At 69.7% G+C, this 25,547-nt stretch carries 19 protein-coding genes; 11 read left to right on the top strand and 8 right to left on the bottom strand.

The window, feature by feature from the left end; all coding sequences use genetic code 11:
- The first annotated feature begins 109 nt into the window (after positions 1 to 109).
- The 4 genes from QSJ59_RS05825 to QSJ59_RS05840 all read left to right on the top strand — a co-directional run bounded on the left by QSJ59_RS05825 (position 110) and on the right by QSJ59_RS05840 (position 2,991).
- Complete coding sequence (locus QSJ59_RS05825) at positions 110 to 835, top strand: DUF8129 domain-containing protein (RefSeq protein ID WP_285757638.1); 726 nt, start codon at positions 110 to 112, stop codon at positions 833 to 835.
- Positions 836 to 1,019: 184 nt separating this feature from the next.
- The gene (locus QSJ59_RS24315; protein WP_349497182.1) at positions 1,020 to 1,505 is read left to right on the top strand and encodes a patatin-like phospholipase family protein; all 486 of its coding nucleotides are present in this window, start codon (positions 1,020 to 1,022) and stop codon (positions 1,503 to 1,505) included.
- Between the two features lie 11 nt (positions 1,506 to 1,516).
- On the top strand, positions 1,517 to 2,746 hold the full coding sequence (xseA, locus tag QSJ59_RS05835) for an exodeoxyribonuclease VII large subunit (RefSeq protein WP_285757639.1): 1,230 nt from the start codon (positions 1,517 to 1,519) through the stop codon (positions 2,744 to 2,746).
- Positions 2,743 to 2,991 carry an exodeoxyribonuclease VII small subunit gene (locus QSJ59_RS05840; RefSeq protein WP_285757640.1) on the top strand — a complete coding sequence of 83 codons (249 nt, stop codon included), beginning with the start codon at positions 2,743 to 2,745 and terminating at the stop codon, positions 2,989 to 2,991. Before xseA ends, QSJ59_RS05840 begins: the two co-directional genes overlap by 4 nt.
- 23 nt (positions 2,992 to 3,014) lie before the next feature.
- Here QSJ59_RS05840 and QSJ59_RS05845 read toward each other — a convergent pair whose 3' ends face one another.
- The 3 genes from QSJ59_RS05845 to QSJ59_RS05855 all read right to left on the bottom strand — a co-directional run bounded on the left by QSJ59_RS05845 (position 3,015) and on the right by QSJ59_RS05855 (position 4,788).
- Complete coding sequence (locus QSJ59_RS05845; protein WP_285757641.1) at positions 3,015 to 3,434, bottom strand: hypothetical protein; 420 nt, start codon at positions 3,432 to 3,434, stop codon at positions 3,015 to 3,017.
- A 116-nt stretch (positions 3,435 to 3,550) separates the two neighbouring features.
- A complete protein-coding gene (locus tag QSJ59_RS05850; protein ID WP_285757642.1) occupies positions 3,551 to 4,114 on the bottom strand; it encodes a DUF4245 domain-containing protein in 564 nt (187 codons plus the stop codon).
- A gap of 71 nt (positions 4,115 to 4,185) precedes the next feature.
- Positions 4,186 to 4,788, bottom strand: a complete 603-nt coding sequence (locus QSJ59_RS05855; RefSeq protein ID WP_285757927.1) for a TetR/AcrR family transcriptional regulator — start codon at positions 4,786 to 4,788, stop codon at positions 4,186 to 4,188.
- A gap of 156 nt (positions 4,789 to 4,944) precedes the next feature.
- Here QSJ59_RS05855 and glpX point away from each other — a divergent pair, with 156 nt between their 5' ends.
- Positions 4,945 to 5,970 carry a class II fructose-bisphosphatase gene (glpX, locus tag QSJ59_RS05860; RefSeq protein WP_285757643.1) on the top strand — a complete coding sequence of 342 codons (1,026 nt, stop codon included), beginning with the start codon at positions 4,945 to 4,947 and terminating at the stop codon, positions 5,968 to 5,970.
- Positions 5,971 to 6,169: 199 nt separating this feature from the next.
- Positions 6,170 to 7,729, top strand: coding sequence for an acyltransferase (locus QSJ59_RS05865; protein WP_285757644.1), 1,560 nt, complete (start codon positions 6,170 to 6,172; stop codon positions 7,727 to 7,729).
- Positions 7,730 to 7,863: 134 nt separating this feature from the next.
- On the opposite strand, the gene QSJ59_RS05870 is transcribed toward QSJ59_RS05865, so the two are convergent.
- Positions 7,864 to 8,679 carry an ABC transporter permease gene (locus QSJ59_RS05870; protein ID WP_432707438.1) on the bottom strand — a complete coding sequence of 272 codons (816 nt, stop codon included), beginning with the start codon at positions 8,677 to 8,679 and terminating at the stop codon, positions 7,864 to 7,866.
- 2 nt (positions 8,680 to 8,681) lie between these two features.
- Complete coding sequence (locus QSJ59_RS05875; RefSeq protein WP_285757648.1) at positions 8,682 to 9,638, bottom strand: ABC transporter ATP-binding protein; 957 nt, start codon at positions 9,636 to 9,638, stop codon at positions 8,682 to 8,684.
- A gap of 437 nt (positions 9,639 to 10,075) precedes the next feature.
- Here QSJ59_RS05875 and QSJ59_RS05880 point away from each other — a divergent pair, with 437 nt between their 5' ends.
- The 3 genes from QSJ59_RS05880 to QSJ59_RS05890 all read left to right on the top strand — a co-directional run bounded on the left by QSJ59_RS05880 (position 10,076) and on the right by QSJ59_RS05890 (position 13,254).
- On the top strand, positions 10,076 to 11,128 hold the full coding sequence (locus QSJ59_RS05880) for a lytic polysaccharide monooxygenase auxiliary activity family 9 protein (protein ID WP_285757649.1): 1,053 nt from the start codon (positions 10,076 to 10,078) through the stop codon (positions 11,126 to 11,128).
- A gap of 86 nt (positions 11,129 to 11,214) precedes the next feature.
- Positions 11,215 to 11,811 (top strand): DUF1707 SHOCT-like domain-containing protein, encoded by a 597-nt coding sequence (locus QSJ59_RS05885; protein ID WP_285757650.1) that lies wholly within the window; start codon positions 11,215 to 11,217, stop codon positions 11,809 to 11,811.
- Between the two features lie 225 nt (positions 11,812 to 12,036).
- Positions 12,037 to 13,254: an MFS transporter gene (locus QSJ59_RS05890; protein ID WP_285757652.1), complete on the top strand. Its 1,218-nt coding sequence runs from the start codon at positions 12,037 to 12,039 to the stop codon at positions 13,252 to 13,254.
- Here the strand turns inward: QSJ59_RS05890 and QSJ59_RS05895 are convergent.
- The gene (locus QSJ59_RS05895; RefSeq protein ID WP_285757654.1) at positions 13,251 to 14,129 is read right to left on the bottom strand and encodes an ABC transporter permease; all 879 of its coding nucleotides are present in this window, start codon (positions 14,127 to 14,129) and stop codon (positions 13,251 to 13,253) included. The two genes, QSJ59_RS05890 and QSJ59_RS05895, sit on opposite strands and share 4 nt — an antisense overlap.
- Positions 14,126 to 17,119: an alpha/beta fold hydrolase gene (locus QSJ59_RS05900; protein ID WP_285757656.1), complete on the bottom strand. Its 2,994-nt coding sequence runs from the start codon at positions 17,117 to 17,119 to the stop codon at positions 14,126 to 14,128. Before QSJ59_RS05900 ends, QSJ59_RS05895 begins: the two co-directional genes overlap by 4 nt.
- A 133-nt stretch (positions 17,120 to 17,252) precedes the next feature.
- On the opposite strand from QSJ59_RS05900, the gene QSJ59_RS05905 reads away from it, so the two are divergent.
- Complete coding sequence (locus QSJ59_RS05905) at positions 17,253 to 18,641, top strand: class II fumarate hydratase (RefSeq protein ID WP_285757658.1); 1,389 nt, start codon at positions 17,253 to 17,255, stop codon at positions 18,639 to 18,641.
- A 69-nt stretch (positions 18,642 to 18,710) separates the two neighbouring features.
- Here the strand turns inward: QSJ59_RS05905 and QSJ59_RS05910 are convergent, their stop codons facing one another.
- On the bottom strand, positions 18,711 to 19,397 hold the full coding sequence (locus tag QSJ59_RS05910; protein ID WP_285757659.1) for an aggregation-promoting factor C-terminal-like domain-containing protein: 687 nt from the start codon (positions 19,395 to 19,397) through the stop codon (positions 18,711 to 18,713).
- Between the two features lie 446 nt (positions 19,398 to 19,843).
- On the opposite strand from QSJ59_RS05910, the gene QSJ59_RS05915 reads away from it, so the two are divergent.
- Positions 19,844 to 25,477 (top strand): SCO7613 C-terminal domain-containing membrane protein, encoded by a 5,634-nt coding sequence (locus QSJ59_RS05915; protein ID WP_285757661.1) that lies wholly within the window; start codon positions 19,844 to 19,846, stop codon positions 25,475 to 25,477.
- Positions 25,478 to 25,547 lie beyond the last annotated feature (70 nt).

The raw sequence follows: 25,547 nt of genomic DNA on the forward strand, positions 1-25,547 counted from the left end.
AGCTATCTGCTCAGTGAAATCACCGTGTCGGTAGTTCGCGTATCCCGAATGGCGACCGCCCCGCATGCACCCCCACCCAGCCAGCGATTTTCAGGAGTCCCCGAGTCCCATGTCGAAGCCGACCCTCGTCACCAAGATCACCGACGCCCTCAAGCGAGCCTTCGGCGGGTCCAGCCAGCCGGTGGCTTCCAGCAAGCCCGAAGACGCCGCCGCGCCCGGCGCCGTGACTCCTGACACCGCCCCGTCAGGGGCTGTCCCCGCCGACGCCGCGCCTTCCGAGGCGGCCGGCGAGTTCACCACCGAGGCGGCCTCCTCCGAGGGGCAACGGCCCGCTGCCGAGTCCCCGGCCGCCTCGACCGAACCGGTTTCACCCGCCGCTCCGGTGGCCGAGCCCGTCGGCAGTGCCCAGCCTGCGCCCTCGCCCGTGGAGGAGAGCGCGCAGACCGCGCCCGCAGAGGACGCAGAGGACACCGCCTCCCCCGCAGAGACCGTTGCGGAAGAGACTTCCGCCCTGGTCCAGCCGGAGGAGAAGGCGGAGATCGTCGAGGCGCTGGACGTGGCAGAGGCCCCCACCGGCGCATCCGACACCGCGGTCTTCAGCGCGGTCCACGCCGCCGCGGCCGAGGGCGCCCGGATCTCCGAGGGTGACATTCCGCTGCCCGTGCCCAACTACGAGGCGCTGACCCTTCCGTCCGTCCGGGCCCGGTTGCGCAAGCTCACCCTTGAGGAAGTGCGTCAACTTCGCACCTACGAGTCGACGAACGACAACCGCGCCGAGTTCGTGCGCATGTACGACAACCGGATCGCCAAGTTGGAGGCCGAGGCACAGGCCTAGGGAACGTGCCCCCATCGAGGGTCGAACCCTTGCGGGACCCGGTTGCGCGACCGCGCGTCGCCACCGGGTCCCACCGCTTTTTTCGGGCCCGTGTCCTGAAGGGCCTCCGCCTGGTGCGGTCGTCCGCGTTCTCCTGTGGTGGGGCGGGTCGGGCACGTTTCGGAGCGGAAGGGCCGATCTGCTCGTGGGCAAGGCACTCGTACTCGGTGGCGGCGGCGTCACCGGGATCGCATGGGAGCTCGGGCTGCTGGCGGGCCTCCGTGAGACGGGCGTGGACCTGACCGACGCCGACCTCGTGGCCGGCACCTCGGCCGGATCGATCGTCGGAGCACAGATCCTGTCGGGCACAGACCTGGACGACCTCTACCGTTCCCAACTCGTCCCACCCGGGAACGAGCGGCCCGCCCGGATCAGCCGCCTCGCACTCGCCGGATCGGGCTGGGCTGTACTCCGCTCCCCCGCCCCCGAGACCGGCCGCGCGCGTGGGCAGAATCGCCTCACGAACGGCGCGGGTCTCGGAGGCCGAGCGCACAGCGGCCATCGCGGACCGGTTGCCCGGCCGCGCGGGTCGCGGCCCGCGCGGCCGAGGCGTGGGGGGCTGACTCCGATCCGGCTTCCCGTGCCGGACACCCGGGGCGGCTACCCCTGCGCTGTCGCCACGTGGGCCTAGGCTCGGATGCCATGGGGATGGAGAGCACACCTGAGGCACCGCAGCCGGTCCGCGTCGTCATGCAAGCGGTCGGCGGCTGGGTCGGGCGGCTCGGCCGGATCTGGGTGGAGGGCCAGATCGCGGAGCTGAACCGCCGCGGCTCGATGGTCTACATCACGCTGCGCGACCCGGTCGCCAACGTCTCGGCACGGGTCACCTGTCCGGTACGGGTCCTGGAGGCGGCCGCGCCGGCCCCCCAGGCGGGAGCGCGCGTGGTGATTCACGCCAAACCCGATTTCTACGTGCCGCGGGGCACCTTCGCGCTGCAGGCGTTGGAGATCCGGCACGTCGGTCTGGGCGAGCTGCTGGCCCGGTTGGAGCAACTGCGAACGACGCTCGCGGCGGAGGGGCTGTTCGCGGAGTCCCGCAAACGGCGTCTGCCGTTCCTGCCCGGCGTGGTCGGGCTGGTGTGCGGTCGCGAGTCCGCCGCGGAACGCGATGTCCTGGAGAACGGACGGCGCCGCTGGCCGGCGGTGCGTTTCGAGGTACGCGAGGTCGCGGTCCAGGGTGACCGGGCGGTGGGCGAGGTGATGGCGGCCGTCAAGGATCTCGACGCGCGTCCGGAGGTGGACGTGATCGTCATCGCACGCGGCGGCGGTTCTCTGGAGGACCTGTTGGCGTTCTCCGACGAGGCGCTGGTGCGCGCGGTGTCGGCCACCGGGACCCCTGTGGTCAGTGCGATCGGCCACGAGCAGGACAGTCCGTTATTGGACCTGGTCGCGGACGTGCGGGCCTCCACGCCGACCGACGCCGCCAAGAAGGTCGTACCGGACGTGGGAGAACAACTCCAGCTGATCCGGCAGTTGCGGGACCGCGGACGCCGGGTCCTTCAGGGGGGGGTCGCCCGTGAGGAGGCGTGGCTGGCGGGGATGCGTTCGCGCCCGGTGCTGGCCAGCCCGCTGCGCGAGGTGGACAGGCAGGTGGAACAGGTCCTGGATGCGCGTGACCGTGCCCGACGGGCGTTGACGACGGCACTGGACCGAGCCGCCGACGGCCTCGCTCATACGGGGGCCAGGCTGCACGCACTGTCGCCGGCTACGACGCTGGCGCGCGGCTACGCCATCGTGCAGCGGGCGGACGGGTCCGTGGTCCGTTCTGCGGAAGAGGTGGGGACCGGCGATCCGCTGCGGCTGCGTTTCGCCGAAGACGAACTGACCGTGACCGCCGGCGAGGCGGCACCGGAGGAAGGGGACGATCGATGACGGAGACCACAGAGGCAGGGGCGACCGAGCCTGAGCTCGGCTACGAGGAGGCGCGGGAGGAGTTGAACACGGTCGTGCGGCGCCTTGAGTCGGGCGGCCTGACGTTGAAGGAATCGTTGGCCCTGTGGGAGCGCGGGGAGGAACTGGCCAGGACTTGCGAGTCGTGGCTGGAGGGAGCCCGCGCCAGGCTCGCCGTGGCCTTGGCCGAGGACACCCCTGGTGAGGGGGACGACGCACCGTTCTGACCGTGGGACGAGCCTGGAAGGGGTCACCGTTCGGGGAAGAACTCTCCCAGGTCCTTGGCCGGCTGGGCCGCCTCTTGGGCCTGGGCCTGCGCGGCGGCCGAAAGGTCGGCGGCCTGGCCCTCGACTGCGGCTGCCGGGTCGGCGAAGGCGTCCTGGGCGGTGCCGTACTGCTCGGTCAGCCCCGCCTCGAACTGCCCGGCCTGATCACCGAGTGCGGCCCCGGCATCCGCCGCATAGTCACCCGCCATCGCTCCGGGGTCGGCGAAGGCGTCCTGGGCAGTGCCGTACTGCTCGGTCAGCCCCGCCTCGAACTGCCCGGCCTGATCACCGACCTGGGCGGCTGCGTCACCGAATCCGGCGGTGGTGGTCTCGGCGGTCTCCCCGACGGTTTCAGCCGCGCCGGTGACCATGCCTTTGAACCAATCGAATAGTGCATCGAACATCTGGAAATCAACTCCGTAATTACTGGTTGACCTCAGATATACCCCGCTGCACCTCAAAGCGAGGTTAAAGCAGATCCGAAACAGGAACCCGAATGGCCGCTAGGGGCAGCGGACCGCTACTCCGGCTTTTGTTGCGCGGCCAGCGACTGCGCGAGTACTTCCAGCTCGTCGTATTGAGAACTGCCCGAAACAACTCGGGTCGCGCCCTCAGCACGTCTGACGATGGCACGCTCGCCCTCTGACTTGCTGTAATAACGCTCCCATTCTTCGCCGTTCACCGTCGATTCACCGTCCGGTGTACCACCGCGGCTGGTCTCGGCGATGAACGTGGCCGGATCGGCGTCACTGATGCTGAATGCGGCATGCCGGTCCCGTGGGGTGGCGAACCCCAGTGACCAGCTGACCGGCTCTTTGGGGTCCTCTCCCGGGAGCGCCCCGCCGGTCTCCAGCCGTGAGCTGGTGGGGACCCATCCGTCCGGCAGGTCCCGCGGCGCGTAGGTACGGTAGGGGGCGACCTCGGCGAGGGTGAGGGCGTCGGCGGTGTAGTCGATGCTCGGGATGTGCTCCACGGAACGGCCGTTGACCACGAAGGCCATGGCGCCCACGATGAGCACGATCACCCCCAGGACAATCGCGTATCCGGTAAAAGTGCTGTTGGCGCGGCTGCCACCACTGCTCATGCGGTGTACTCCGCTTCGTGACTGCGTTCGGTCATGGTCCGACCAGCTTGCCCGATGTCGGCGGGGCGTCCTTACCGGGGTGGGGTGAGGCGTCCGAGCGTGTCGACCACCTGGTCGGCGAGGGCGCGGGCCGCGGTCACGTCCTCCCGGCGCACGACCTCGCTGACGGCGAGGGAGATCGAACCACTGACGATCAGCAGGAGTGCCTCGTCGACGGGCTCATCGGCCTTGCGGTAAAGGGCGACGTTGCGGTCGGTCCACTCGCGCAGCCGGGTGCGCATGGTGGCCTCGAAACCCGGGGGGCTGTCCCCGCTGAAAAACAGCCAGGTGAGCTCGCGCTCTTCGATGCAGCCCTCCAGGTAGGCCCGGGCCGAGCGGTTCATCAATCGGGCCGGATCGGTCTCACCGGCGGCTCTCGCCAGGGCTGCGGCCTGGTGCGTGCGTTCCTGCTGCCGCTGCTGGAACTCTTCGTAGAGCGCGATGTAGAGATCGGCCTTGCCCCCGAAATGGTGATAGAGACTGCCGACGCTGGCCCCCGCGTGGGCGACGACCTCGCTGACCCCGGCCCGGTCGAAACCGACCGTGCGGAACACGTGCGACGCCGCTACGAGCAGCGCGCTGCGCGTGGCAGCGCCGCGGTGCGAGATCCGTACCGGCTTTTCCACCTTCTCCACAGTCAACCCAATCGTCCTCGATCGCGTGCGGGGGGCTCGCCTAGGGTTGAGAGTACGCGAGCCGCCTCCCGAGCGAACTCCACCCGGGACCGAAGCTGAGAAAATCAGCAGGTCCCTCGCTTGCCGGGGCGCCCGAGCTGACCCGAAAGGCCGATCATGACCACTCCGAACGCTCCTGTGCCGACCCCCACCGACGCCCCCGATCGCAACCTCGCGTTGGAACTCGTGCGGGTCACCGAGGCCGCGGCGCTCGCCGCCGCCCGTTGGGTCGGCCGCGGGGACAAGAACGGGGCCGACGGTGCCGCAGTACGCGGGATGCGTCACCTGATCAGCACCGTCTCGATGGATGGCACGGTCGTCATCGGCGAGGGTGAGAAGGACAACGCGCCCATGCTCTACAACGGCGAACGCGTGGGCGACGGCACCGGCCCCGAATGCGATGTGGCGGTGGACCCGGTGGACGGCACCCGCCTGACCGCGATGGGAATGCCGAACGCCGTGGCCGTACTGGCCGTGAGCCCACGCGGTTCGATGTTCGACCCTTCTGCCGTGTTCTACATGGAGAAGCTGGTCACCGGGCCTGCCGCGGCGGCGGAGGTGGACATCGACGCGCCCGTCGCCGACAACATCCGGGCCGTCGCCGCGGCCAAGGGCGGCACACCGCAGGACGTCACGGTCGTGATCCTGGACCGGCCGCGGCACGAGCGGCTCGTGCACGAGGTACGCGCCACCGGGGCACGGATCAAGTTCATCATGGACGGCGATGTCGCCGGTGCGATCATGGCTGCCCGGGCCGGCACCGGGGTGGATCTGCTCCTGGGAATCGGCGGTACGCCCGAGGGCATCATCACGGCATGCGCGATCAAGTGCCTGGGCGGTGTGATCCAGGGACGGTTGTGGCCGACCGACGACGACGAGCGCCGCAAGGCGCAGGAGGCCGGGCACGATCTGTCCCGGGTGCTGACCACCGACGACCTCGTCTCCTCCGACGACGTCTTCTTCGCGGCCACCGGGATCACCGACGGCGAGTTGATCGACGGCGTTCGTTACGCAGCGGGCGGGGCGACCACCGACTCCCTGGTCATGCGGGGGCGGAGCGGGACCACCCGCCGGGTCATGAGCGAGCACCGCCTGAGCAAGCTGGCGACCTACAGCGGCATCGATTTCAAGACCGCAAACTAGCGATCGGCAACGGAAGTCCCATCGGTGCGGGCGCCGCCCGCACGTTCGCACTGCGGCTCCACGGACACGCGGGGCCGCAGCGGGTGCGGTCTCTGCCGATCACTTTTCGAAAACGATGTGCGTCCTGGGGGAACCCCGGCCCTCTACGGCGGGTCCTACCGGCCTAGACACGAAAGATCCCGTGCAGTCCGGAGGTTCGATGTCCTACCCCGACCCGCCCAACCAGCCTCCGCAGCAGTGGGGGCAGCAGCCCGTGCAGGGGCAGCCCGGCTACGGATACCCGCCGCAGGGCCCCCCTCCGGGACACGTCTACCAACCGGCTCCCGGGCCGGCACCGCGCAAGAAGAGCATCTGGCTGGTCCCGGCCTCTGTGGTTGTGGCCCTTGCTCTGATGGGGACGACGGTGTGGGCCTCGACCGCACTGGTGAACAACCTGTTCGGTGGCCCGCAGCCCGAGACCGTGCTGCCCGGGTCGTCGCTGATGTTCGCCAAGGTGGACCTCAAGCCCACCGGCGGACAGTGGGCGTCCTACGCGCAGTTCTACAACAAACTCCCCGACTCCGTCCGCGATGAGCTGGGCGGTTCCGAAGAAGACCCCGCGCGCGCCGTCGTCGAGGAGGCGTTCCCAGAGCTGGACTACGTCAACGACGTGGAGCCGTGGCTGGGCCAGCGCTTCGGTTTCGCGGTGTGGGAGGGGCCCGACAGCGCACCGGTGTTCGCGGTGGCCATCGCCGCCGAGAACGAGGGGAAGGCCACGGAAACCCTGGAGAAAGTACACGCGGAGTCCCAGGACTTCTCCTTCGTCGTGAAGAACGGGTTCGCGCTCGTCACGACCGACGACGCCTCCCTTGCCGACCTGGACGGCCAGATCGCCCAGTACGGCACGCTGGACAAGAACGAGACCTTCGCCACCGACATCGACGAGATCGGGGAGGGGGTGGCTACCCTGTGGGGCGACATCGGGGGGTTGAGCAAGAGCGCGCTGGGCGCCTCCAACGGCAGTTTCGACGACTTGGCCCAGGTCGGCGACCTCGATGGGCGTGTTGCCGCCGTCCTGCGCCTGGAAAGCGACTACCTGGAGTTCCGCGCCGACGCCTACGCGTGGACCGTGGACGGCGAAGCCATGCTGTCCGGTGAGGTTCCCGCCGGCGGGATCACCGCGTTGAACGACCTTCCCGACAACTCGGTGATCGCAGTTGGCGGTGACGGGCTGGACGCCCTGGCCCAGCAGGTGTGGGAAACCAACTCCGACACGATCGAATCCTCCCCGGACTTCGCCGATGCGAACGAGGCATTCCAGCAGATGGGAGTGGCGCTTCCCGGCGACTTCACGAAGTTGTTGGGGACAACGACCGCGATCGGTTTCACCGATATCGGCGACGACTTCTTCGGCTCCGGTGACGACGGGTCCTTCGAGGTCCGGCTGGCCGGTGCCGACCAGGGAATCTGGGAGGAATTCGCGGCGGGGACGGCTTCCGGCGGCTACACCACCGGCCCCGGGGTGTCTGCCGACGGCGACACGACCGTGTTGTCCTACGGGACCGCCGGCACCGGACGGCTGGGGGACGATCCAGTGTTCCAGCAGACGATGAAGGGCCTGGAGGGAGCGCACATCGGCTTCTACATGGACGGCCGCTACATCGCCCAAGAGGCCGAGGAGGCCAACCCCGAACAGTGGGGCGGGATCGGCGGTGCGGTGGAACTGAGCGACGGCGGCGGCTCCTCGACCATCCTGCGGTGGGTTCCCAGCCCTTCCTGAGCCAACCGGGGACAGCTGCCGGCCCGGCGCCGGCTCCCCGTGGTCCCGGTCGAGCAGTCGGCGGCCGGGACCACCGGCAGGGGCGCACCCGGGGGGCGCTGATCGCCGTTTCCGGGGTCGCCTCACGCGTGTTACTAGTCGATGAGCCTGCGCTGCATCATCGTGACCGCCAGGATCCAGGCGACAGCAGTGAAGACGCAGAGCGCTGCGGCGTGCCCCAGGAAGGGCAGCAGCCCGATTTCGAAGGCGGTTCCACGCACCAGTTCCACACAGTGGTAGAGCGGGTTCAACGCGGCTATCGTCTGCGCCCAGCCCGGCAACTGGTCGATCGGGAAGAACGTTCCGGCGACGAGGAACAGCGGGGTGATTACGCCCGAGATCAGGTAGTCCATCATCCGGATCGACGAGATCAGGGCCGAGAGCAGGATGCCCAATAGGGCGAAGCCGAATCCGGTGACGAGGGCGATGAACGGGACGAGCAGCATCGCCGGGGTGGGCTTCAACCCGAAACCGATCGCCACCAGGAGCGGAGCGCACCCGTAGACGCCTGCTTTCAGGGCGATCCACAGGGCCTCGGCGGTGATGACCTCTCGGACGTCCACCGGTGCCGCCAGGATTCCCTCATAAGAATGCTGGAACTCGCGTCGCACGAACGTGTTGATCATGCCGGGGAACATCGACGTGAACAGGACGGACATCGCGACGATGCCGGTCCCGAGGAAGTCGATGTAGTCGTAGCCGGCGATGCTGCCCACCAGAGCGCCCATACCGAAGCCGAAGGCGAGCAGGTACAGGATCGGCTCGACGATCGCGGCGAATGTGACCGGCCCCCAGGTGCGCCGGTACAGCGCCCATTCCCGGGCGAGGACACCGGTGATGGGGGCGAGTTCGAAGCGTCCGGGGCGGGACTCGGAGCGGAGGCCGCGCTGGGCTGCCGCGTGTTCGGCCATGGTCATTCGACTCGCTCCCCCGTCAGTGCCACGAACACGTCTTCGAGGTTGCTGACCCGTCGTGTGCCTGCGCCGAGACGGTCGCGAAGCGAGTCGGGCAGGTCTTCGGCGCGCAGGACCGACAGCGCCGATCCGGTGCGTCGGGTGCTGAACCCGGCGGCGTGCACCATGTCCTCCAAGGAGGCGATCTTGTCCAGGCTCACCGCGTACTCCTCGACCAGTTTCCCGGCGAACTCGGTGATGAGTTCGGCGGGGGTGCCACGGTTGATCACCCGTCCTTTGGCCATCAACGCCACCTCGTCGGAGAGCCGTTCGGCCTCCTCGATGTAGTGGGTGGACATCAGGACCGTCACACCGTCGTCGCGCAGTCCCGAGATGAGTCCCCACAGTTCCTGTCGGACCTGGGGGTCGAGACCGACCGTCGGCTCGTCCAGCAGGACCACGCGGGGACGGTGGACCAGCCCGCGGGCGATGAGCAGCCGGCGGCGCATCCCTCCGGAAAGCTTGCCGGTGAAACTGTCCTTCCGGTCCTTTAGATGGGCGAGCCCCAGAGCCTGCTCAACGCACTGGGCGCGTTCGCGGCGCGGGACCCGGTAGAGGTGGGTGAAAACGCGCAGGTTCTCCTCGACGGTCAGTTCCTCGTCGAGGTTGTCGTGCTGGGGGACGACCCCCATGAGCGAGCGCGCCCACTTGGATTCCTGCGGGATCGGGTGGCCCAGGATGCTGATGTGCCCGGAGTCGGCGCGGCTTTGGGCGGTCAGCATCCGCATCGTGGTGGATTTTCCCGCTCCGTTGGGGCCGAGCAGACCGAGCACGATGCCTTCCGGGACGTCGAGGTCGAGTCCGTCGACGGCGGTCAGGGTACCGAAGCGCTTCACCACCCGGCGCAGCGAGATGGCTGCGGGAGGGGTGTCCGCGTGCTCTTCGGAGAACGGTTGGCGTAACCGCGACGAGGTCATGCGCCCCACCGTAGATGGCATGCCCACGAATTTTCCAGCGGTTTCCAGGGGGCCGGGACCACATCCCAGGCCTTTACCCGAAGAGACGGAAAATGCAAATCAGACTCTCGACTTTAAAACACCTCAAAAGGGATAAAAAAATAGGAAACCTCCTTTATCATTAACACTCAAAAAACACAAATATCCTGCTCAAAGCACCCTTTCTTCTTCAGTTACCGCAGAAGATATCGAATGTGTATAGTCCTCTCTCACACCTTTCGGGTGGGCTGGAATCACGTTCGAGCAGTCCCGGATTCCCCGGACCGCTTCCCCTGCCGACGTCACAGGGGGGCGGCGTACACGGCTCGGCACACCCCGGAAGGTTGTCCTCCAGCCCGGACGACCGTGCGGACCCGCTTCCCGCACGGCTCCCCCTAGTCCAACTGAGGAGTCCCCCAATGAATCCGCGACGTGCGACACGAGCCCTGGCCGTACTGGCCACCGCTCCCCTGGCCGTCATCGGCCTGGGCACAGGCGTGGCCCACGCCCACGGAACGATGGGCAGCCCCGCGAGCAGAATCGCGGCCTGCCATGCCGAAGGCCCCGAAAATCCCCAGTCGCAGGCGTGCAAGGACCTGGTCGCGGCCAACGGCTCCCAGGCGCTCTACGACTGGAACGGGGTTCGCGACGGCGAGGCCGACAGCAACCACCGGCAGAACATCCCCGACGGCCAGCTCTGCAGTGGCGGCGACCCCGCTTTCTCCGGCCTGGACAAGCCGGGAAACTGGGCCGCGACCAACCTCGCCACCAGCGGTGACTTCGCTTGGGAGTACACCGTGACCGCCCCGCACAAGGGGTACATCGAGCTGTACGTGACCAAGGACGGCTACGACCCCGACCAGGCTTTGAAGTGGTCGGACCTGGAAGAAGAACCCTTTCACCGGGTGGACGACCCGCAGCCGGTCGCCGGCACGTACGACCTGACCGGCCCCCTGCCCCAGGGCAAGAGCGGACGGCACGTCATCTACGTGATCTGGCAGCGCACCGACAGCCCCGAGGCGTTCTACTCCTGCTCCGACGTCGATTTCGGCGGAACCGGCCAGGGGCTGCCCACCATCACCCCCGTGGGCGGCATGGACCCGGGCGACGAGCACGCCGAGCACGGCGGACAGGCGGGTGAGGGCACCGGCGGCACGACCCCGGAACCGGTCGGTCCCCCCGCCGAAGAGAAGGAGACGAACGACGGCTCCGGGACGACCGACGGCGGTCAAGCCTCCCCCGAATCTTCGGCATCCCCCGAAGCACCCGCGGGCGACTCCCAGCCGCCGCCCGTCGACAGCCAGGGCACGCATGACGGACACAACGCCGCACACAACGGGGAACAGCTTCCGGTGACGGGATCGACCATTACCGGCCTGTTCCTCAGCGCGCTGGTCGCCATGCTGGGCGGGGCCGGACTCGCGTGGTACGCGCGGCGCCGCCGTGCCGCCGGCGCGCACCGCGCCGCCTGACCGGCCCCGGGCCACCGGCCGACCGGTGACCCTCCGCTGGGTGTGCGGCCTCCCCCGCACACCCAGCGGCACAGTAGGTTGAAGGGGTGAATGAGGGTCTACCCGCTTCCAAGCTGCGCGCCTCCGATGCCGACAGGCAGCGTGTACTGGACGTGCTGCGGGCAGCAGCCGAGGACGGCCGACTGGACCTGGAGGAGTTCACCGAGCGCAGTGACCGGGTGCACGAGGCGCGCACCCTCGGCGAACTCCCCCCGATCACCAGCGACCTGCTACCGGCCGAACGTCAGCCCCTCCGGTTGGAGACCGCCCCCGTCTCCGCGTTCTTCGGAAACGACACCCGTGCGGGACGCTGGGTGGTCGCACCGCAGCAGTATGCCTACGCCCTTTTCGGGACCGCCGAGATCGACCTTCGCGACGCGCTTCTGGTGCGCAACACGGTTCGGATGACGGCCTCCGCGCTGTTCGGCCGTGTCCACGTGCGGGTGCCCGAGGGGATGGAGGTGCGGGTGACCGGGTGGTCGTTTCTCGGCCGGCGCATGACCACGACCCGACCGTCCCCCGTGGCCGACGCTCCGGTTCTGGAGGTGGAAGGATTCTGTTTGTTCGGTTCGGTGCACGTCAGCGCCCCCCGGCGCAGACGGCCCTGGCTACGGCGGGCCAGGAAGCGACCCGAACTCGGCTGACCCCGAACCACTGCTTCCAGGTCGCGGCAGGGGCGGCCCCACCCGGTGCAGCAGAGGGAAGGGCCCGTGACCCGACGTCCAGTACGTACTTCGTGCACTACCGACCGCCCTTCTCCTCCGGCGGCCGAGCAGCGGTGACGCAGGCCCCCTCCTGATTTCTCTGGTCGAGGCGGCCACCACGGGTTAGCTTATGTGAATTAGATTCACATTTACCGTGGAGGTCCGATGGCGAATTCCACGACCGCGGTCGATCGACGCGCCCGGATTGCCGGATACGGAGTCTTCCTCGTCACCGGCCTGTTGTTCGCGACGCTGGTCACCCGGATTCCCGCCCTCCAGGATCGGTTTGCCCTCGGTGAGGGCCAGTTGACGGTCGTACTGGCCCTCGTCCCCGTCGTTGCGGGGGTGGGCAGCGCGGTGGCCGGCGTCCTCTCCCCCAGGGTGGGAAGCGCCGCATTGCTGCGCGTGGCCCAACCGGCGTTGGCGCTGGCCATCGTGGGAGTGGGTGCGGCTCCTGGGCTTCCATGGCTCTACACCGCCAATTTCTGCGTCGGTCTTCTCCTCGGTGTGGTGGACGCGGCAATGAACATGCAGGCCGTCGCAGTGGAGCGCGCCTACCGTAGGAGCATGGTGACCGGTTTCCACGGTGTGTGGAGCGTCGGAGCGATTTTGGGTTCCCTGTGGGCGGCCTTCACCGCAGGTCTCGCCCCGACCGGTGCACTCGGGATGTTTGCCGGGGCCGGCCCGGGACTGGCAGGGGCCTTCGCGGTGGTGGCCGGGATCGGCGTACTGGTCAATCTGGCTGCCGGACCTTTGCTGTACCGGGGGCGCGCCGTCCCGCAGGCCGCATCGGGTGGATGTCCTGCGCCCCGTGTCCCGTGGCGACCGATCATTGTGATCGGGACCGCGTTGGCCATCGTCTACATCGCCGACTCCGCGGTGTCCACCTGGAGCGCCGTTTTCATGACCGGAGCTCTGGCTGCTGGGGCACTGGCCCCGCTTGCCTACGGTGCCTACCAGGTGACGACCGTTCTCGGCAGGGCGGTCGGGGACTTCATGATCCGTCGGTACGGTGCACCGTCGGTGGTGCGAACCGGTGCGGTGCTGGCCGTGCTCGGCCTGTTCGCGATCGTGTCCGCCAGCCGGCCCTGGCCCGCCCTGGTGGGGTTCGCACTGGCCGGACTGGGTGCCTCGGTGATCGTGCCGACCAGTTTCTCCGCAGCAGGCGCCCTCGACCCGCATGGCACCGGGGTGGCGGTCGCCCGGGTCAACATCTTCAACTACGTGGGATTCGTCGTGGGAGCGATCCTGATCGGGACGGTTGCCGAACTGGCCGACCTGCGAGCCGCGTTCGCCGTCCCGATGCTGCTGCTGTTGGTGGTCGTCCCATTGGCGCCGCGGTTCTCCCCTTCCCCGTTGCGGGCCTCCCGCGATGAAGGCTAGGAGACCACGTCCTTACGGGAGAAGTGGCGAAACGCCCAGGCGAAAAGAATCAGCGCGTAGGAAACCGAGACGGCTGCCCCTTTGATCATCGAGTCCACCGGGATGTCGGTGAGCATCACGTCGGCCCAGGCGAACGACCAGTAGGCGGGCAGGAATTCTCGGACGGCGCCGAGAGCGTCTACTGCCTCAAGGATGTTGGACATGATGATCAGTCCGACGGCGCCGCCCACCGCCCCCAACGGCGAGTCGGTGGCAACCGTGAGCGCGAATGCCGTCCCCGAGACGACAAGTAGGTTGACCAGCGCGTAAAGGACGATCAGGCCGAGGCGTCCCAACGATTCGGTTGTGGACAGCGGGGGGCCGCCCAAGGGCAGGACCAGGGGGTCGAGGCCGTAGAAGACCGCTCCCGCGAGGAGAGCGGTCAACGGCAGCAGAACGACGGCCATGGTGACCATGGCGAGCGCCACGAGGAGTTTCTGCCGCAGCAATCGCATCCGGGGTACCGGGGCAGCCAGCAGGTAGCGCAGCGACGACCAGTTGGCTTCGCTGGCCACCGTGTCGCCGAAGAACAGCCCGGCAACGACCACCAGCAGGAAGCCGGTGGAGACGAACATCGTGAACACCGCGAAGTTGACCGCGCCGGTCGTGGCGATGTCGGTCATGCTGGTGAACAATCCGGACGACTGCTGATCGGGTTGCTCGTCGGCGGATCCGGTGTCCACCGCGAAGGCGAGCACCAGGATCCAGGGCAGCAGGAACAGGAAACCGAACGCCAACTGCGTGCGACGGCGGCGCAGCTGGCGGGCGAACTCCACTCGAAGCGGCAGGGTGCGGCCCACGCGGTATCCCTGCGTCGGCGTCGTGTGCTCGGTCATGGGCGTTCTCCGGCTGCCGCGTCTGCGATCAGGGACAGGAAGGCGTCCTCCAGGCGACGGTGCGGGGTGACCCGGTCCACGGCGATCCCCATTCCGACGAGTTCGGCGACCAATGCGGCGACGGTGATCCCCTCCAGGTGCACCAGTAGTCCGTCGGCACCGACTTCGGCGGCGCGAACGCCGTCGAGGGCGCGGACCCGGACCAGGGCGTCCTCAGGAGCAGGCGTGCCGACCAGGATCGCCGTACCCGCGCCGACGATCTCCTCGACGCGACCGGCCGCGACCTTGCGCCCCTGGTCCATGACGACCACGTGCGTACAGGTCTGCTCGACCTCGGCGAGCAGATGACTGGACACGATGACGGTGCGCCCGGTGGCCGCATACTTGACCAGGACGTCGCGCATCTCGCGGATCTGGGGTGGGTCGAGGCCGTTGGTGGGTTCGTCGAGCACGAGCAGATCGGGCAGACCGAGCATCGCTTGGGCGATGGACAACCGCTGGCGCATTCCCTGGGAGTAGGTGCGCACCGGACGGTCCAGGGCAGAACCCAGGGCGGCGATCTCGACCGCCTCGGCCATGTGCGCCTCGGTGTCGGGACGCCCGATGGCCTTCCAGTACAGGTCGAGGTTGGCGCGCCCGGACAGGTGCGGGAGATTCCCGGGCCCCTCCACGAACGACCCGAGTCGGGCCAGCGCCGAGGTTCCCGGGACGACCCGGTGTCCGAAGATACGGATCTCGCCGGCATCGGGGCGCACCAGGCCCATGAGCATGCGCAGCGTGGTGGTCTTGCCCGCGCCGTTGGGGCCGAGCAGCCCCAGCACCTGTCCGCGCTCGACCTGGAAGGAAAGGTCGTTCACAGCGAGGTAGCCGTTGGCGTAGCGCTTGGTCAGCCCTTGGATGCGCAGCGGGACGTCGGCGAGGTCGGGATCGGGCCGCCCCGCGCTCCCGGCCCGCCGGGCGGTGGCCAGGAGGCCCATCGCGACGGCCAGAGCGGCGAGGGGGAGGGCCCAGACCCAGACGGGCAACGGGGGCGCGGAGGCGACGAGGTCAGGGCGGACCGGAACCTCGACACCGGCATCGGCCAGTGACACCACCGAGGTGACGCTCTGCGCGGGGACGGCATAGGCCATATCGCTGGTGCTGACCGCGAGGCGCAGTTTGTGGCCGCTGGCGAAGGAGTGGTCGACCCCGGGCAGCTGGATCGGGACCTCGGTGCCTTCGGGGGTGGCCTGGACCCGGACGGGGGCCACGAGCTGGCGGGGAAGGGTGGCCCGTCCGTCGTAGTCCACGTCGTAGAGCTTGGCGAAAAGGACCGTCTCGCCGTCCCCCACCACGTTGACGCGCACCGTCGGGGCTCCGGTGACGTCCACCCCGGCGGCGCCAACAGGCTCGGACTCGAAGAACGCCGTCTGACCGGGCATGTCGAAGGCGAAGCCGCCCAGACCGCCCAGGGATCCCAGGCCGGTCAACGCGGAGAGACCGGGGAGAGCCGAGATCGCGGCCGGCGAACCTCCGGGTGGGGAGGAGACGGGCTGCGGTGTGTTGGACAGTTCGATGCGCTCTCGGTCACCGTCGGCCAGAGGGACGTACTCATCGGACTCGGCGTGCCGGACCTCGGCCGTGCCTCCGCCGGCGGTGAGGCCGCCGGCTCGGCTGACGGTGAAAACGGGCACCGGATCGGCATCGGCGCCGGCGAGGTGGACGTCGAACCAGCGTTGGATGCGCTCCCGTATGTACGGGGCCTCGGCGTCGCCGCCGTCGTGCCCGCCCTCGGTCCACATGACGGAGGTCTCGACACCGTTGGCGCGCAGGTCCGCAACCGTGGCGTCGGCCTGGTCGAGCGGGAACAGCGAGTCGTTCATGCCCTGGACGACCAGGGTCGGGGCGGAGATGTCGGCGGTCGAGGCGGCCGGGCTGTGCCGGGTGAGCAGTTCACGAATCTCGGGGGTGGCCGTCCCCTGCTCGGCGACCTGCTCGTAGAGCGCGCAGATCTCGGGCTGATAGCGGCCGCAGCGCACGGAATTACCCAACTGGTCCAGGTCGACCGGGGTGTCGAGGGTGTCCGCATCGACATCGGGCTGGGGGGTCGGCTGCTGGGCGGCCGGGGTGTCCGATCCTGCGGCCTCGGGGGCACCGTCGTCCTGCTGTGCGGTGGAGTCGGTCGGTGCGTCGAACCCGCCGAAGCCGCCCGCGCTGAAGAGCAGGCCCGTCCACATCCGCTTGTAGACGCCCTCGTCGTCGGTGTCCACCGAGCTCTCGGGGAAGATCGCCTCGGTGAGGTCGTGGTAGGTGCTCTGCGGGGCGATGGCGTCGATGCGGTCGTCGACGCCCGCGGCCATCAAGGTGACCGCGCCGCCGTAGGAGGAGCCGGCCATGCCCACACGGGGGTCGCCCTCGGCGTCCAAGGACACGTCGGGGCGCTTGGCCAGCCAGTCGATCAGATGTGAGACATCTGCCACTTCTCGGTCGGGATCGTTGAGGCCGATCCGTCCCTGCGACTCCCCGAAACCACGCGCCGACCAGGTCAGGACGAGGTAGCCGGCCCGGGCGAGTTCACCGGCCTGGCCGTGGAGGTCGGCTTTGCTGCCGCCGAAACCGTGCGCCAGCAGAACGGCCGGGAACGGTCCGTCCCCCTGCTGCTGGGGCAGGTAGGCGGAGGTGTCCAGCTCGATGCGGTCGGGGCTGCCAGGGGATTCGGGAACCTGGATCTGCTGCTCCGAGACCTGGTAACCGCCCTGGGCGTCGTCGGTCGCGGTCGCGACGGTCCACGACCCCGCCCCGAGCAGGAGGACGGACACGGCGCCGAGCACGACTGGCCAGCGGCGATTCCGCTTCATCCGGGTCTTCACCTCACCGAGAGTACGCAACAACCGGTGGTGCGCTGCCCGGCCGTGCACGGGGACGCACCGGTCGGCGTCCCTTTCCAGGACCTGCAACGGCCGGGGCACGCCGACCGTTCCCGCCTCGGTGATCAAAATCGTCGGCCCCACGTGCCGACACCCCGGGGTACGGCGCACGGGTGAGGTGTGAATCTCTGTGCCGGGGAGCGGGCCCAGGGCACGATCTCACAGCAGGGTCTGACAGTCTTTGACGTGAAAGTTTCCCTGGAGGTGTCTTTTCGCAATGAGTGAATTCCGGATCGAGCACGACTCGATGGGCGAGGTCAAGGTCCCCGCCGACGCCAAGTGGCGGGCGCAGACCCAGCGGGCGGTGGAGAACTTCCCCATCTCCGGTCAGGGACTGGAGCACGCGCACATCGCTGCTCTGGGCCACATCAAGGCCGCAGCGGCGACGGTCAACGCCGAGCTGGGCGTGATCAAACCGGATCTGGCCGAGGCGATTCACGCCGCAGCCCTGGAGGTCGCCGAAGGCCGGTGGAACGACCAGTTCCCCATCGACGTGTTCCAGACCGGCTCCGGCACGTCCAGCAACATGAACACCAACGAGGTCGTGGCCACCCTTGCCACCGCGCGGCTCGGTGAGCCGGTGCACCCCAACGACCACGTGAACGCGTCGCAGTCGTCCAACGACGTCTTCCCATCTTCGATTCACATCGCGGCCACCTCCGCGATCGTGAACGACCTGGTCCCGGCGCTGCGTCACCTTGAAGGCGTGCTCAGTGCCAAGGCCGCGGAGTTCGCGACGGTCGTCAAGAGCGGCCGTACCCACCTGATGGACGCCACTCCGGTCACCCTGGGTCAGGAGTTCGCCGGATACGCCGCACAGGTCCGCTACGGCATCGAGCGGGTCGAAGCCAGCCTGCCGCGCGTCGCCGAGCTGCCTCTGGGCGGGACCGCCGTGGGCACCGGCATCAACACGCCCGAGGGCTTCTCGCCCAAGGTGATCGCCGAGATCGCGCGGGCCACCGGGCTGCCGTTGACCGAAGCCCGCGACCACTTCGAGGCGCAGGGTGCACGGGACGGGTTGGTGGAGCTCTCCGGCCAGCTGCGCACGATCGCCGTGGGCTACGTCAAGATCGCCAACGACATCCGCTGGATGGGCTCCGGTCCGCGGACCGGCCTCACCGAGATCTTCCTGCCCGACCTCCAGCCGGGTTCGTCGATCATGCCAGGCAAGGTCAACCCCGTACTGCCCGAGGCGGTGCTCCAGGTCGCCTCGCAGGTCGTGGGCAACGACGCGGCGGTCGCGTTCGGTGGCGCATCCGGGGTGTTCGAACTGAACGTTCAACTGCCGCTGATCGCGCGCAACGTGCTGGAGTCGATCCGGCTGCTGGCGAACGTCTCCCGTGTGTTCGCCGACCGCTGTGTGGCCGGGATCGCGGCGGATGAGGAACGCTGCCGTGAGTACGCGGAGTCCTCTCCCTCCATCGTGACGCCGCTCAACCGCTACATCGGTTACGAGGAGGCCGCGAAGGTCGCCAAGCAGGCGCTGGCCGAGCGCAAGACGATTCGCCAGGTCGTCATCGAACGGGGCTACGTCACCGACGGCAAGCTCACCGAGGCCCAGTTGGACGAGGCCCTCGACGTGCTGTCGATGACCAACTCGCAGTAGCCGCGGCCCGGCCCCGGAACAACGAAGCGGTCCGCCCCGTCGGTGACGGGGCGGACCGCTTTCCCGGCTCTAGTACCAGCCGTTGTTCTGGGAGTGCTGCCAGGCGTCGCAGGGGGCGCCGTAGCGGTCCTTGATGTAGCCCAGCCCCCACTTGATCTGGGTGGCGGGGTTGGTCTGCCAGTCGGAACCGGCGCTGGCCATCTTGGAACCGGGCAGCGACTGCGGGATCCCGTAGGCTCCCGAGCTGGGGTTCTGGGCGAGGTGGTTCCAGTTGCTTTCCTTCTCCCACAGGGATTCCAGGCAGCTGAACTGGTCGTCGCCCCACCCGCGGGCGGTCAACTGTTCGCGGGCGATGGCTTTGGACTCCGAGGCGGGAACGGGAGAGGTGCTTCCGCCTCCGCCCTGGTCGCCTCCGCCGGAGGTCTCCTCCTCTGCCTCTTCCTCTTCTTCCTCCTTCTCCGGTGCGACCTCGCCCTGGGCTGACGCGGAACCGGCATCGACCGCGGCATCGCGCTCGGTGGTGGCCTGGGCGCGCAGGTTCTGGCGCGCTTCCTGGGTGAGGGGGTCGGAGTCGACGAAGAACGGGATCTCCTCTTCGACCGGTGCGTCCTCCGGCAGAACCGCAGCGGAGGCCGCCTGGTCCGGCACAGCCCCGGTGTCGGCGAATGCGGAGACGCCGAAAGCTGTCCCCGCGACGACGACCGCCGCCGCTCCGGCCGCCGTGGCCACCCGAAGCGAAATCCGGTTTTTCAGCAAGAATCGGCCTTTCAACGGTCGTGTGCCCCACAGCTCGCACACGATCGAACGCACCCCGAGGACCTCGTGGTGAGGAGGTGCGGCGACGGGTGGGGGGTCGGGCACGTGGGCCACCCGCATCGCCCGCTGAGGTCTTAGTGCGCGGGGTGATTGGACGGGTTCGTTCACGCAGCGTCCGGCGCACGGTTCTCGGGGTTCTTTCAGGAACGGGCTCCACCCTGCCTCATGATCACGACCAAATAACACCAAAATCACCATGAGGCAGATCACACTACTCAAAGAAATTGTTAATTCACGAAGAGTGATTCTTCTGGCCTTTTCGGCACACGGGCCCGCCGGCCATCGAAGTACCCGGGTGCGCGGAGGGCGGTGAGCAGGTACACCCAGGTCGCGATTGAGTACCCGAGGCGATGGCCAGGGCGTCCCGTTCTGGGATCGTCTGTCCTATGAACGCCTACGGACCCGATGCCCCGTGCCCGGACTGCGGTACCCGGTTGGCGCCATGGAGCGCGATGTGCCACGTGTGCGGCCTTCCCTCCTCAGGGGCGACGGCCAAGAGCCTGGGCAGGGTCCTGGCCCGGATTCGCGCCGTCGAGCAGCGCCGGAGCCGGCTCTACCTGCAACGCGACACCTTGCTCCTTCATCTGCGCAGCCAGCGCGACGCCGCGGCTGCCGCACACCGTGCCCGCATGGCACGTCTCTCCCCCGCGCCGCGCCCGGGCCCCGCGTTCGGTCCACCGCAACCGGCGCCCGCAGAGGTCGGGCCGGCGCCGCACCGCTTCTCGCCCCCGCCCTGGGCCCCCGCCCCCGGCCGGCCCTCCGCCGCACTCGGCTCGCCTGTGGCCGCTTCTCCCCCGGTGGAGCATCAGAGGGGAAGCGGCCCGGCGCACAGCGCTGCGGTAGCCGCACCCTCCGGTCCACGGGCGCGTCCACGGCTCGAACTGTCCAGTTTCTCGGTCCAGAACGTGCTGCTCGCCCTGGGCGGTCTGCTGATCGCCGTGGCCGCAGCCGTATTCACCATCGTCAGCTGGAGCGACTTGGGGGTCGGAACGCGTGCGTTGGTCCTGGGCGGGCTCACCGCGCTCGCCGCCGTCGCCGCGCGGCCTCTGCACCGAAGGGGGATGGGGTCCACCGCAGAGACATTCGGCGTGCTGGCCGCCGTGCTGCTCTGCCTGAACGCGATCGCGCTATGGATCGTCACCGACCTCCCGCTCCCCGTAGCGGGCTATACCGCGGCGGCCCTGGCGGCCATCTGCGCCCTCCTCGTGGCCTATCCGCTGCTGGTCCCATTGCGCGGTCCGCGTGTCGTGGCAGCAGTCCTCGCCCAACCCGTCCCGATCCTTGTCGGCATCGCGGTATGGCCGAGTTTTGAAGTGCTCCCGTTGGCACTGGCGACGACCGCGCTGGGCAACGTCGTGGTTCGTTCGACCCCGCGGGCCGCGGCACAACAGGGGTTGCTGTCCACGGCGGCCGCAATCAGCTGGGTGGCCGCCATCATCACGGCCTCCCTGTTTGCTCTGGTCAACGCCACGATCGGCGCGCTGGGCGGGGAAGCCGGCGAATTCGCGCGATGGCCGACCGTCGCGCTGCTGCTGTGCGGCGCGGTCGCGGTGCTGGAGGCACGGGCCGGCCGGTGGGCCACGGGCCGCGCCGCGGCGGGCGCGGGGGCCGCCCTGTCCTGGCTCCTGGTCCCCCCGGTCGCCGTGGGCGGGTTCCTCCCCTCCCCGGTGTGGGCACTGCTGTCCCTGGCAGTAGCGGCGATGATCGCCTCTGTCGTGGTGGGGCTTCTGCCGGCCGCCCATCGCCACGGTCCTCGTTTCGTGGTGGTCGGAACTCTCGGCGTGGCCGGGCTGGTCGGCGCCGTCGGGCTGCTCCCGCTACTGGATCTGCTGGGGCCGCTCTCTCGCCCGGGGCAGGGGCATGTCCTGCTGGTGGGGTCGGCCGTGCCTTGGGGGGCGGGGCTCCTGTGGACACTGTCGGCGGTGGTCGCGGGCACGGTTGTGGTGACCGTTTCCCGGGCCCCCGCGTGGAGTGCTGCAACGGGGCTGGCGGGAATCGTCCTCACCGGAACGGGAGCCGGGCACTTGCTGGGGCACACCGCGTCGGTGGTGATCCTGGCGATAACGGCGTCGGTGCTGGTCGGGATCGCGGCGCTGCTGCGTGTTCCGGTCGAGGGCGCTGGGAGCCTCTGGGGCCCTGTTGCTCGTCGCCGCACCGTTGTGACCGCGCTGATGGTCAGTCTTCCCTTGGGCGTGCTGGCTGCGAGCGGCTCCCTGGCCGACCGCGGGTCGGCGGTCGCCGTGGTGGGTGCGCTGACCGTGGTGGTCGTGGCCGGGGCGGTGCTGTCGGGCGTCCGAGGTGCGCCGCCGGCTGTCCGGGCCTGCTACTCGGTGGCGGCCGTGCTCCTGTCCTCCGGTGCGACGCTGGGGGTGAATGTGTTCTGGCCCCTCCCTCTGGGAATCGTGGTCGGCGTGCTGCTGGGAGTGGCCGGGACGGCAGTGGCTGCGGCCACCGCCCTGGACCGCCGCCGCCCATCCGCACCCGTTTCCCCCTCGGCGGACACCGGGGCAGCCGTGCAGGTCATGGCGGTGGACACCGCACTGTTCGTGCCGTTGGGCCTGGCGGTGGCGCTCGCGGGAACAGCAGGAACGGGACCGGCTGCCCTGGCTCTGGCCCTGGCGACGGTCCCGGCCCTGGCGGCGGGTAGCCATCATCGCTCGCTTCCGCGCCATGCGCCCGCTGCGGTTGCGTGGGGCGCCGGGATCGCGCTGGCCGCTGTGGGGCTGCTGTCGCTGCCTTTGCTCACACAGGTGGTTCTCGGACCGTTCGCCCAAGTGGGAGCGGTCTGGGCCGGTCCCGTGGGTCCGCTCGTGGCGGGCCAGCCCGAACTCGGGGCCACTCTCTCCCTGCTGGTACTGCTGGGATGTGCCGCCTGGTGGCCGCCGGTTCGCCACCGCGGCGCGGGGCCGATCTCCTCGACCACGGCGGGGACGATGGGTGCGCTGATCGCCACCGCATGGCTTCCCGCCCCTCTGATCCCCATGGCGCTTACCGTCGCCACGGTGCTTTTGGTGACCCTGTCGGTCATCGCGGGACGCCACCGAACCACCACTTTTGTCGACAAATCGACTGAAGTCCGGATGTCGGGGGTCGCTCCTGTCCGCGTTCCGGTGCTGTCGGCAGGAGGTCCGGCACTGGCCCTGGCCGGCCTGACCGGGACTGCGGCGGTTGCGGCCGGTCTGGCCGGCCCCGTGACGACGGTCGTCGTCCTGGGAGTGCTGGCGGCTACCTCCGGAGCGGCGGCGGTGCTGGCCGCGCCTGTCGCCACCCGCGCGGCGACCGCCGTGGCGGGAGTCCTCGCACTGACCGGCCTGGTGTGGGCTGCGCTGGTCTATGCCCAGGCAACAGCGGGGGCAGCGGTACCGGCGTTGCTGAGCGCCGCGGCGATCGCAGTGGGCTGTGCGACCGTCGCGGGCCGGGCAGGCGGGCGCCGCGCACAGGTGATCGCACTGGACACGAGCGGACTCGTGCCTCTGGGGGCCGCGATCGTCTGGGCGCTCGGCGAAGGCCGGGAGCTCACCGCTCTGGCGACCGGGTTGAGCGGGTTGCTCGTTCTGGTGGCCGCGACCCACCCCGTGCGAACCCGGCCGGTGGGAACGGTCCGCGCCGACCAGGCGCTCGGTGCGCTGGCCGGTCTTCTGGGAGTGGGCTCCCTTCTTCTGGTGGGCGACCGGGTCGCGGCGATGCTGCTGGGCCCGCTGACGGTGGCCGGTTCTGCCTGGGACGCCGGGTGGGGAACCGACACCACCCTGGCCACCGCGGCCGGGGGCGGCGCCCCGCTGCTCTTTCTTGCGGCCTGCGCCGTAGCGCTGACCGTGCTGGCGCTGCTCGCCGGCCTGGGCGGAGGACGGGGCTCGGTGGTGAGCGCGGGCTCGGCAGCCGGAGGGGTCATGGTCCTGTTGCTGATCACCCATCTGGCGATACCGGTGCTGCCCGCGTTGACCGCCGCCACGGTTACGGCGGGACTGCTGTTGGGGCGGGCGGCCCGCGCCACTGGCGCAGGTGCGTTTGTGGCGGCGGGGAGCGGACTCCTCGTCGCCGTACTGACCGTCGGCTGGGCGCTGACCACCCCGGCACGCACCGTGGCCGTACTGGGTGCGCTCGGGGTACTGGGCGTCGTGGCGACGCTGGCCGTGTCCGCTCGGACCCGGGCCGATGCGCCGGTTGCCGCTGCGGTACCGGTCGTTGTCGCGGGAACGGGGCTGGCACTGGCCGTCCAGGCCGGGTACGCGGCGCTGCCTCGTGTGGGCGTCGCGGTCGATCCCGCTGGACTCCCCTACGTGGCGCTGGCGCTGGCCGCGGTGCTCGGCGTCGCGGCACAGTTGTCGTCGGCGCGATCGCGGCGCGGTGCCGCAGCATGGCTGCGCACGGCCGTGGCGCCGAATCGGGCCGCGGCACAACGGTGGCACGACCACGCGACGGCCACGGTACGACCGGACGGCACGGAACGACCGGAGCGACGGGGCGGCCTCGTGGTGGCGGCGCTGGCACTGATGGTGAGTGCCGCCCTGGCCACCGGGGCAACGGGGTCGGCTCCGCTGGTGGCGGCCCTCTCCGGGGTGCTGCTGATCGGACTGGCGGGCACCCTGGCGCGTGTTCCCGCGACGGGGGTGGCCGTGCTGGGAGCGCTGTGCGTGACAGCGGCGATGGTCACCGCGGTACCACGGTTGGGCATGATCCTGCTCGCCCCCTACACCTGGGTCGTGGCGGCCTGGACCGGGACGGGCCCGGAGGGTCTGCTCGCCCCGGCCTCGGGTGTCCTTGCTCCGTGGGGCGGGATCGAGCCCGATCCGCTGACTCTTCCAGTCGTCACGGTGAGCGGCCTGGCGGTGCTGGTTCTGTTGTGGACGCGCGTCCCGAAGGCCGTGGCCCCGGCCGCGGTCCTCATGGCCACACCGGTACTGGCCCCCTATGCGGTGGTCACGAACCTGGGCTACGGCATGGCCCTGGGATGGTTGCTGCTCGTGGCCACCGCGCTGGGCGGGGTCGCGGCGCTGTCCGGGCGCCCCGGATTCGCCGTCTTCACCGGGGTGGTGGCACTGTGGCCGGCCGGCCTGGCCGTGGCCTGGAGCCTGGCCGAGCCGGGCGCGACGCTGGTCGTCACCGGGCTGGTGACGGTCGTGGCCGCCAGTTGCCTTGTCATCGCGGGACACCGTCCGTCGCGTCCGGCCTCCACCGGGGCATCGGACACTGCTTTCGCCGTCGGTGCGGGAGTGGTCGCGGTACTGGCAAGCGGAGGTTTCGCGGCGGCTGTGCCGTTGGCCTTCGGCCATCCCCCGGAGACGGCGGCACTGGCGCTGGTCGTGGTGGTTGCAGGGGTACTGCTGATGCCCTACCTGGTGCGACCGGACCGCGGCGTGCTGATGGCCGCCGAGGGTGCGGCGGGGGTCCTCGGGCTGGCCGCTGTCCTGCTGGCGCTGATCGGCGGACGGCCGGAGATGGCCGGCACGGTGCTGGCCGGCCTCGGTGTGATCGCCCTGAGCGCGGCACCGCGCCCCGGACGCGCGCCGCTGGGCGCTGTCGGAGCGATGCTGATGATGGCTTCCGTCTGGGTGTTCCTGGGCTGGCTACAGGTCGGGGCGCCCGAACCCTACACACTGTTGCCTGCTCTCGCGGCACTGGCCGTCGGAAGGGAGTGGCGCGGGCGTCGGCCCGGAACGAGGACCTGGATGGCGTACGGCCCTGGCCTTGCCCTGTTGTTCCTTCCCGGTCTCGGGGCCACCTACCTGGCTTCCGGGGCCGAGCCGTGGCGGATCGGAGTGCTCGCCGCGAGCGCCCTGGCCGCGACGCTGGCCGGGGCTCGGTGGCGACTCCTGGCACCGCTGCTGACGGGGTCGGTCACCCTGGTGCTGGCAGCAGCCCAGGCGTTCGGGCCACCACTGTGGCAGACGGTGCTGACGCTGCCCAACTGGATTCCGGTGGGTGTTGCGGGGGTTCTGCTCCTGGCGGTCGGGGCCCGCTACGAACGGCGCCTGCGCGACCTGCGTCGCCTGGGTCATGCCCTGCGCCGCATGGAGTAGGCGAGGCGGTTGCCGGAGGACGGGGCACACGCGAGGGGGCGGTTCCCTTACCGGAACCGCCCCCTGCGTC

Origin of the sequence: Nocardiopsis ansamitocini (assembly GCF_030268225.1) — a bacterium.
Classification (GTDB): domain Bacteria; phylum Actinomycetota; class Actinomycetes; order Streptosporangiales; family Streptosporangiaceae; genus Nocardiopsis_D; species Nocardiopsis_D ansamitocini.

Coding starts and splice junctions, on each gene's coding strand:
- QSJ59_RS05825 (WP_285757638.1), top strand. CDS start 110: ATGTCGAAGCCGACCCTCGTCACCAAGATCACCGACGCCCTCAAGCGA.
- xseA (WP_285757639.1), top strand. CDS start 1,517: ATGGGGATGGAGAGCACACCTGAGGCACCGCAGCCGGTCCGCGTCGTC.
- QSJ59_RS05840 (WP_285757640.1), top strand. CDS start 2,743: ATGACGGAGACCACAGAGGCAGGGGCGACCGAGCCTGAGCTCGGCTAC.
- QSJ59_RS05845 (WP_285757641.1), bottom strand. CDS start 3,434: ATGTTCGATGCACTATTCGATTGGTTCAAAGGCATGGTCACCGGCGCG.
- QSJ59_RS05850 (WP_285757642.1), bottom strand. CDS start 4,114: ATGAGCAGTGGTGGCAGCCGCGCCAACAGCACTTTTACCGGATACGCG.
- glpX (WP_285757643.1), top strand. CDS start 4,945: ATGACCACTCCGAACGCTCCTGTGCCGACCCCCACCGACGCCCCCGAT.
- QSJ59_RS05865 (WP_285757644.1), top strand. CDS start 6,170: ATGTCCTACCCCGACCCGCCCAACCAGCCTCCGCAGCAGTGGGGGCAG.
- QSJ59_RS05870 (WP_432707438.1), bottom strand. CDS start 8,679: ATGGCCGAACACGCGGCAGCCCAGCGCGGCCTCCGCTCCGAGTCCCGC.
- QSJ59_RS05875 (WP_285757648.1), bottom strand. CDS start 9,638: ATGACCTCGTCGCGGTTACGCCAACCGTTCTCCGAAGAGCACGCGGAC.
- QSJ59_RS05880 (WP_285757649.1), top strand. CDS start 10,076: ATGAATCCGCGACGTGCGACACGAGCCCTGGCCGTACTGGCCACCGCT.
- QSJ59_RS05890 (WP_285757652.1), top strand. CDS start 12,037: ATGGCGAATTCCACGACCGCGGTCGATCGACGCGCCCGGATTGCCGGA.
- QSJ59_RS05895 (WP_285757654.1), bottom strand. CDS start 14,129: ATGACCGAGCACACGACGCCGACGCAGGGATACCGCGTGGGCCGCACC.
- QSJ59_RS05905 (WP_285757658.1), top strand. CDS start 17,253: ATGAGTGAATTCCGGATCGAGCACGACTCGATGGGCGAGGTCAAGGTC.
- QSJ59_RS05915 (WP_285757661.1), top strand. CDS start 19,844: ATGAACGCCTACGGACCCGATGCCCCGTGCCCGGACTGCGGTACCCGG.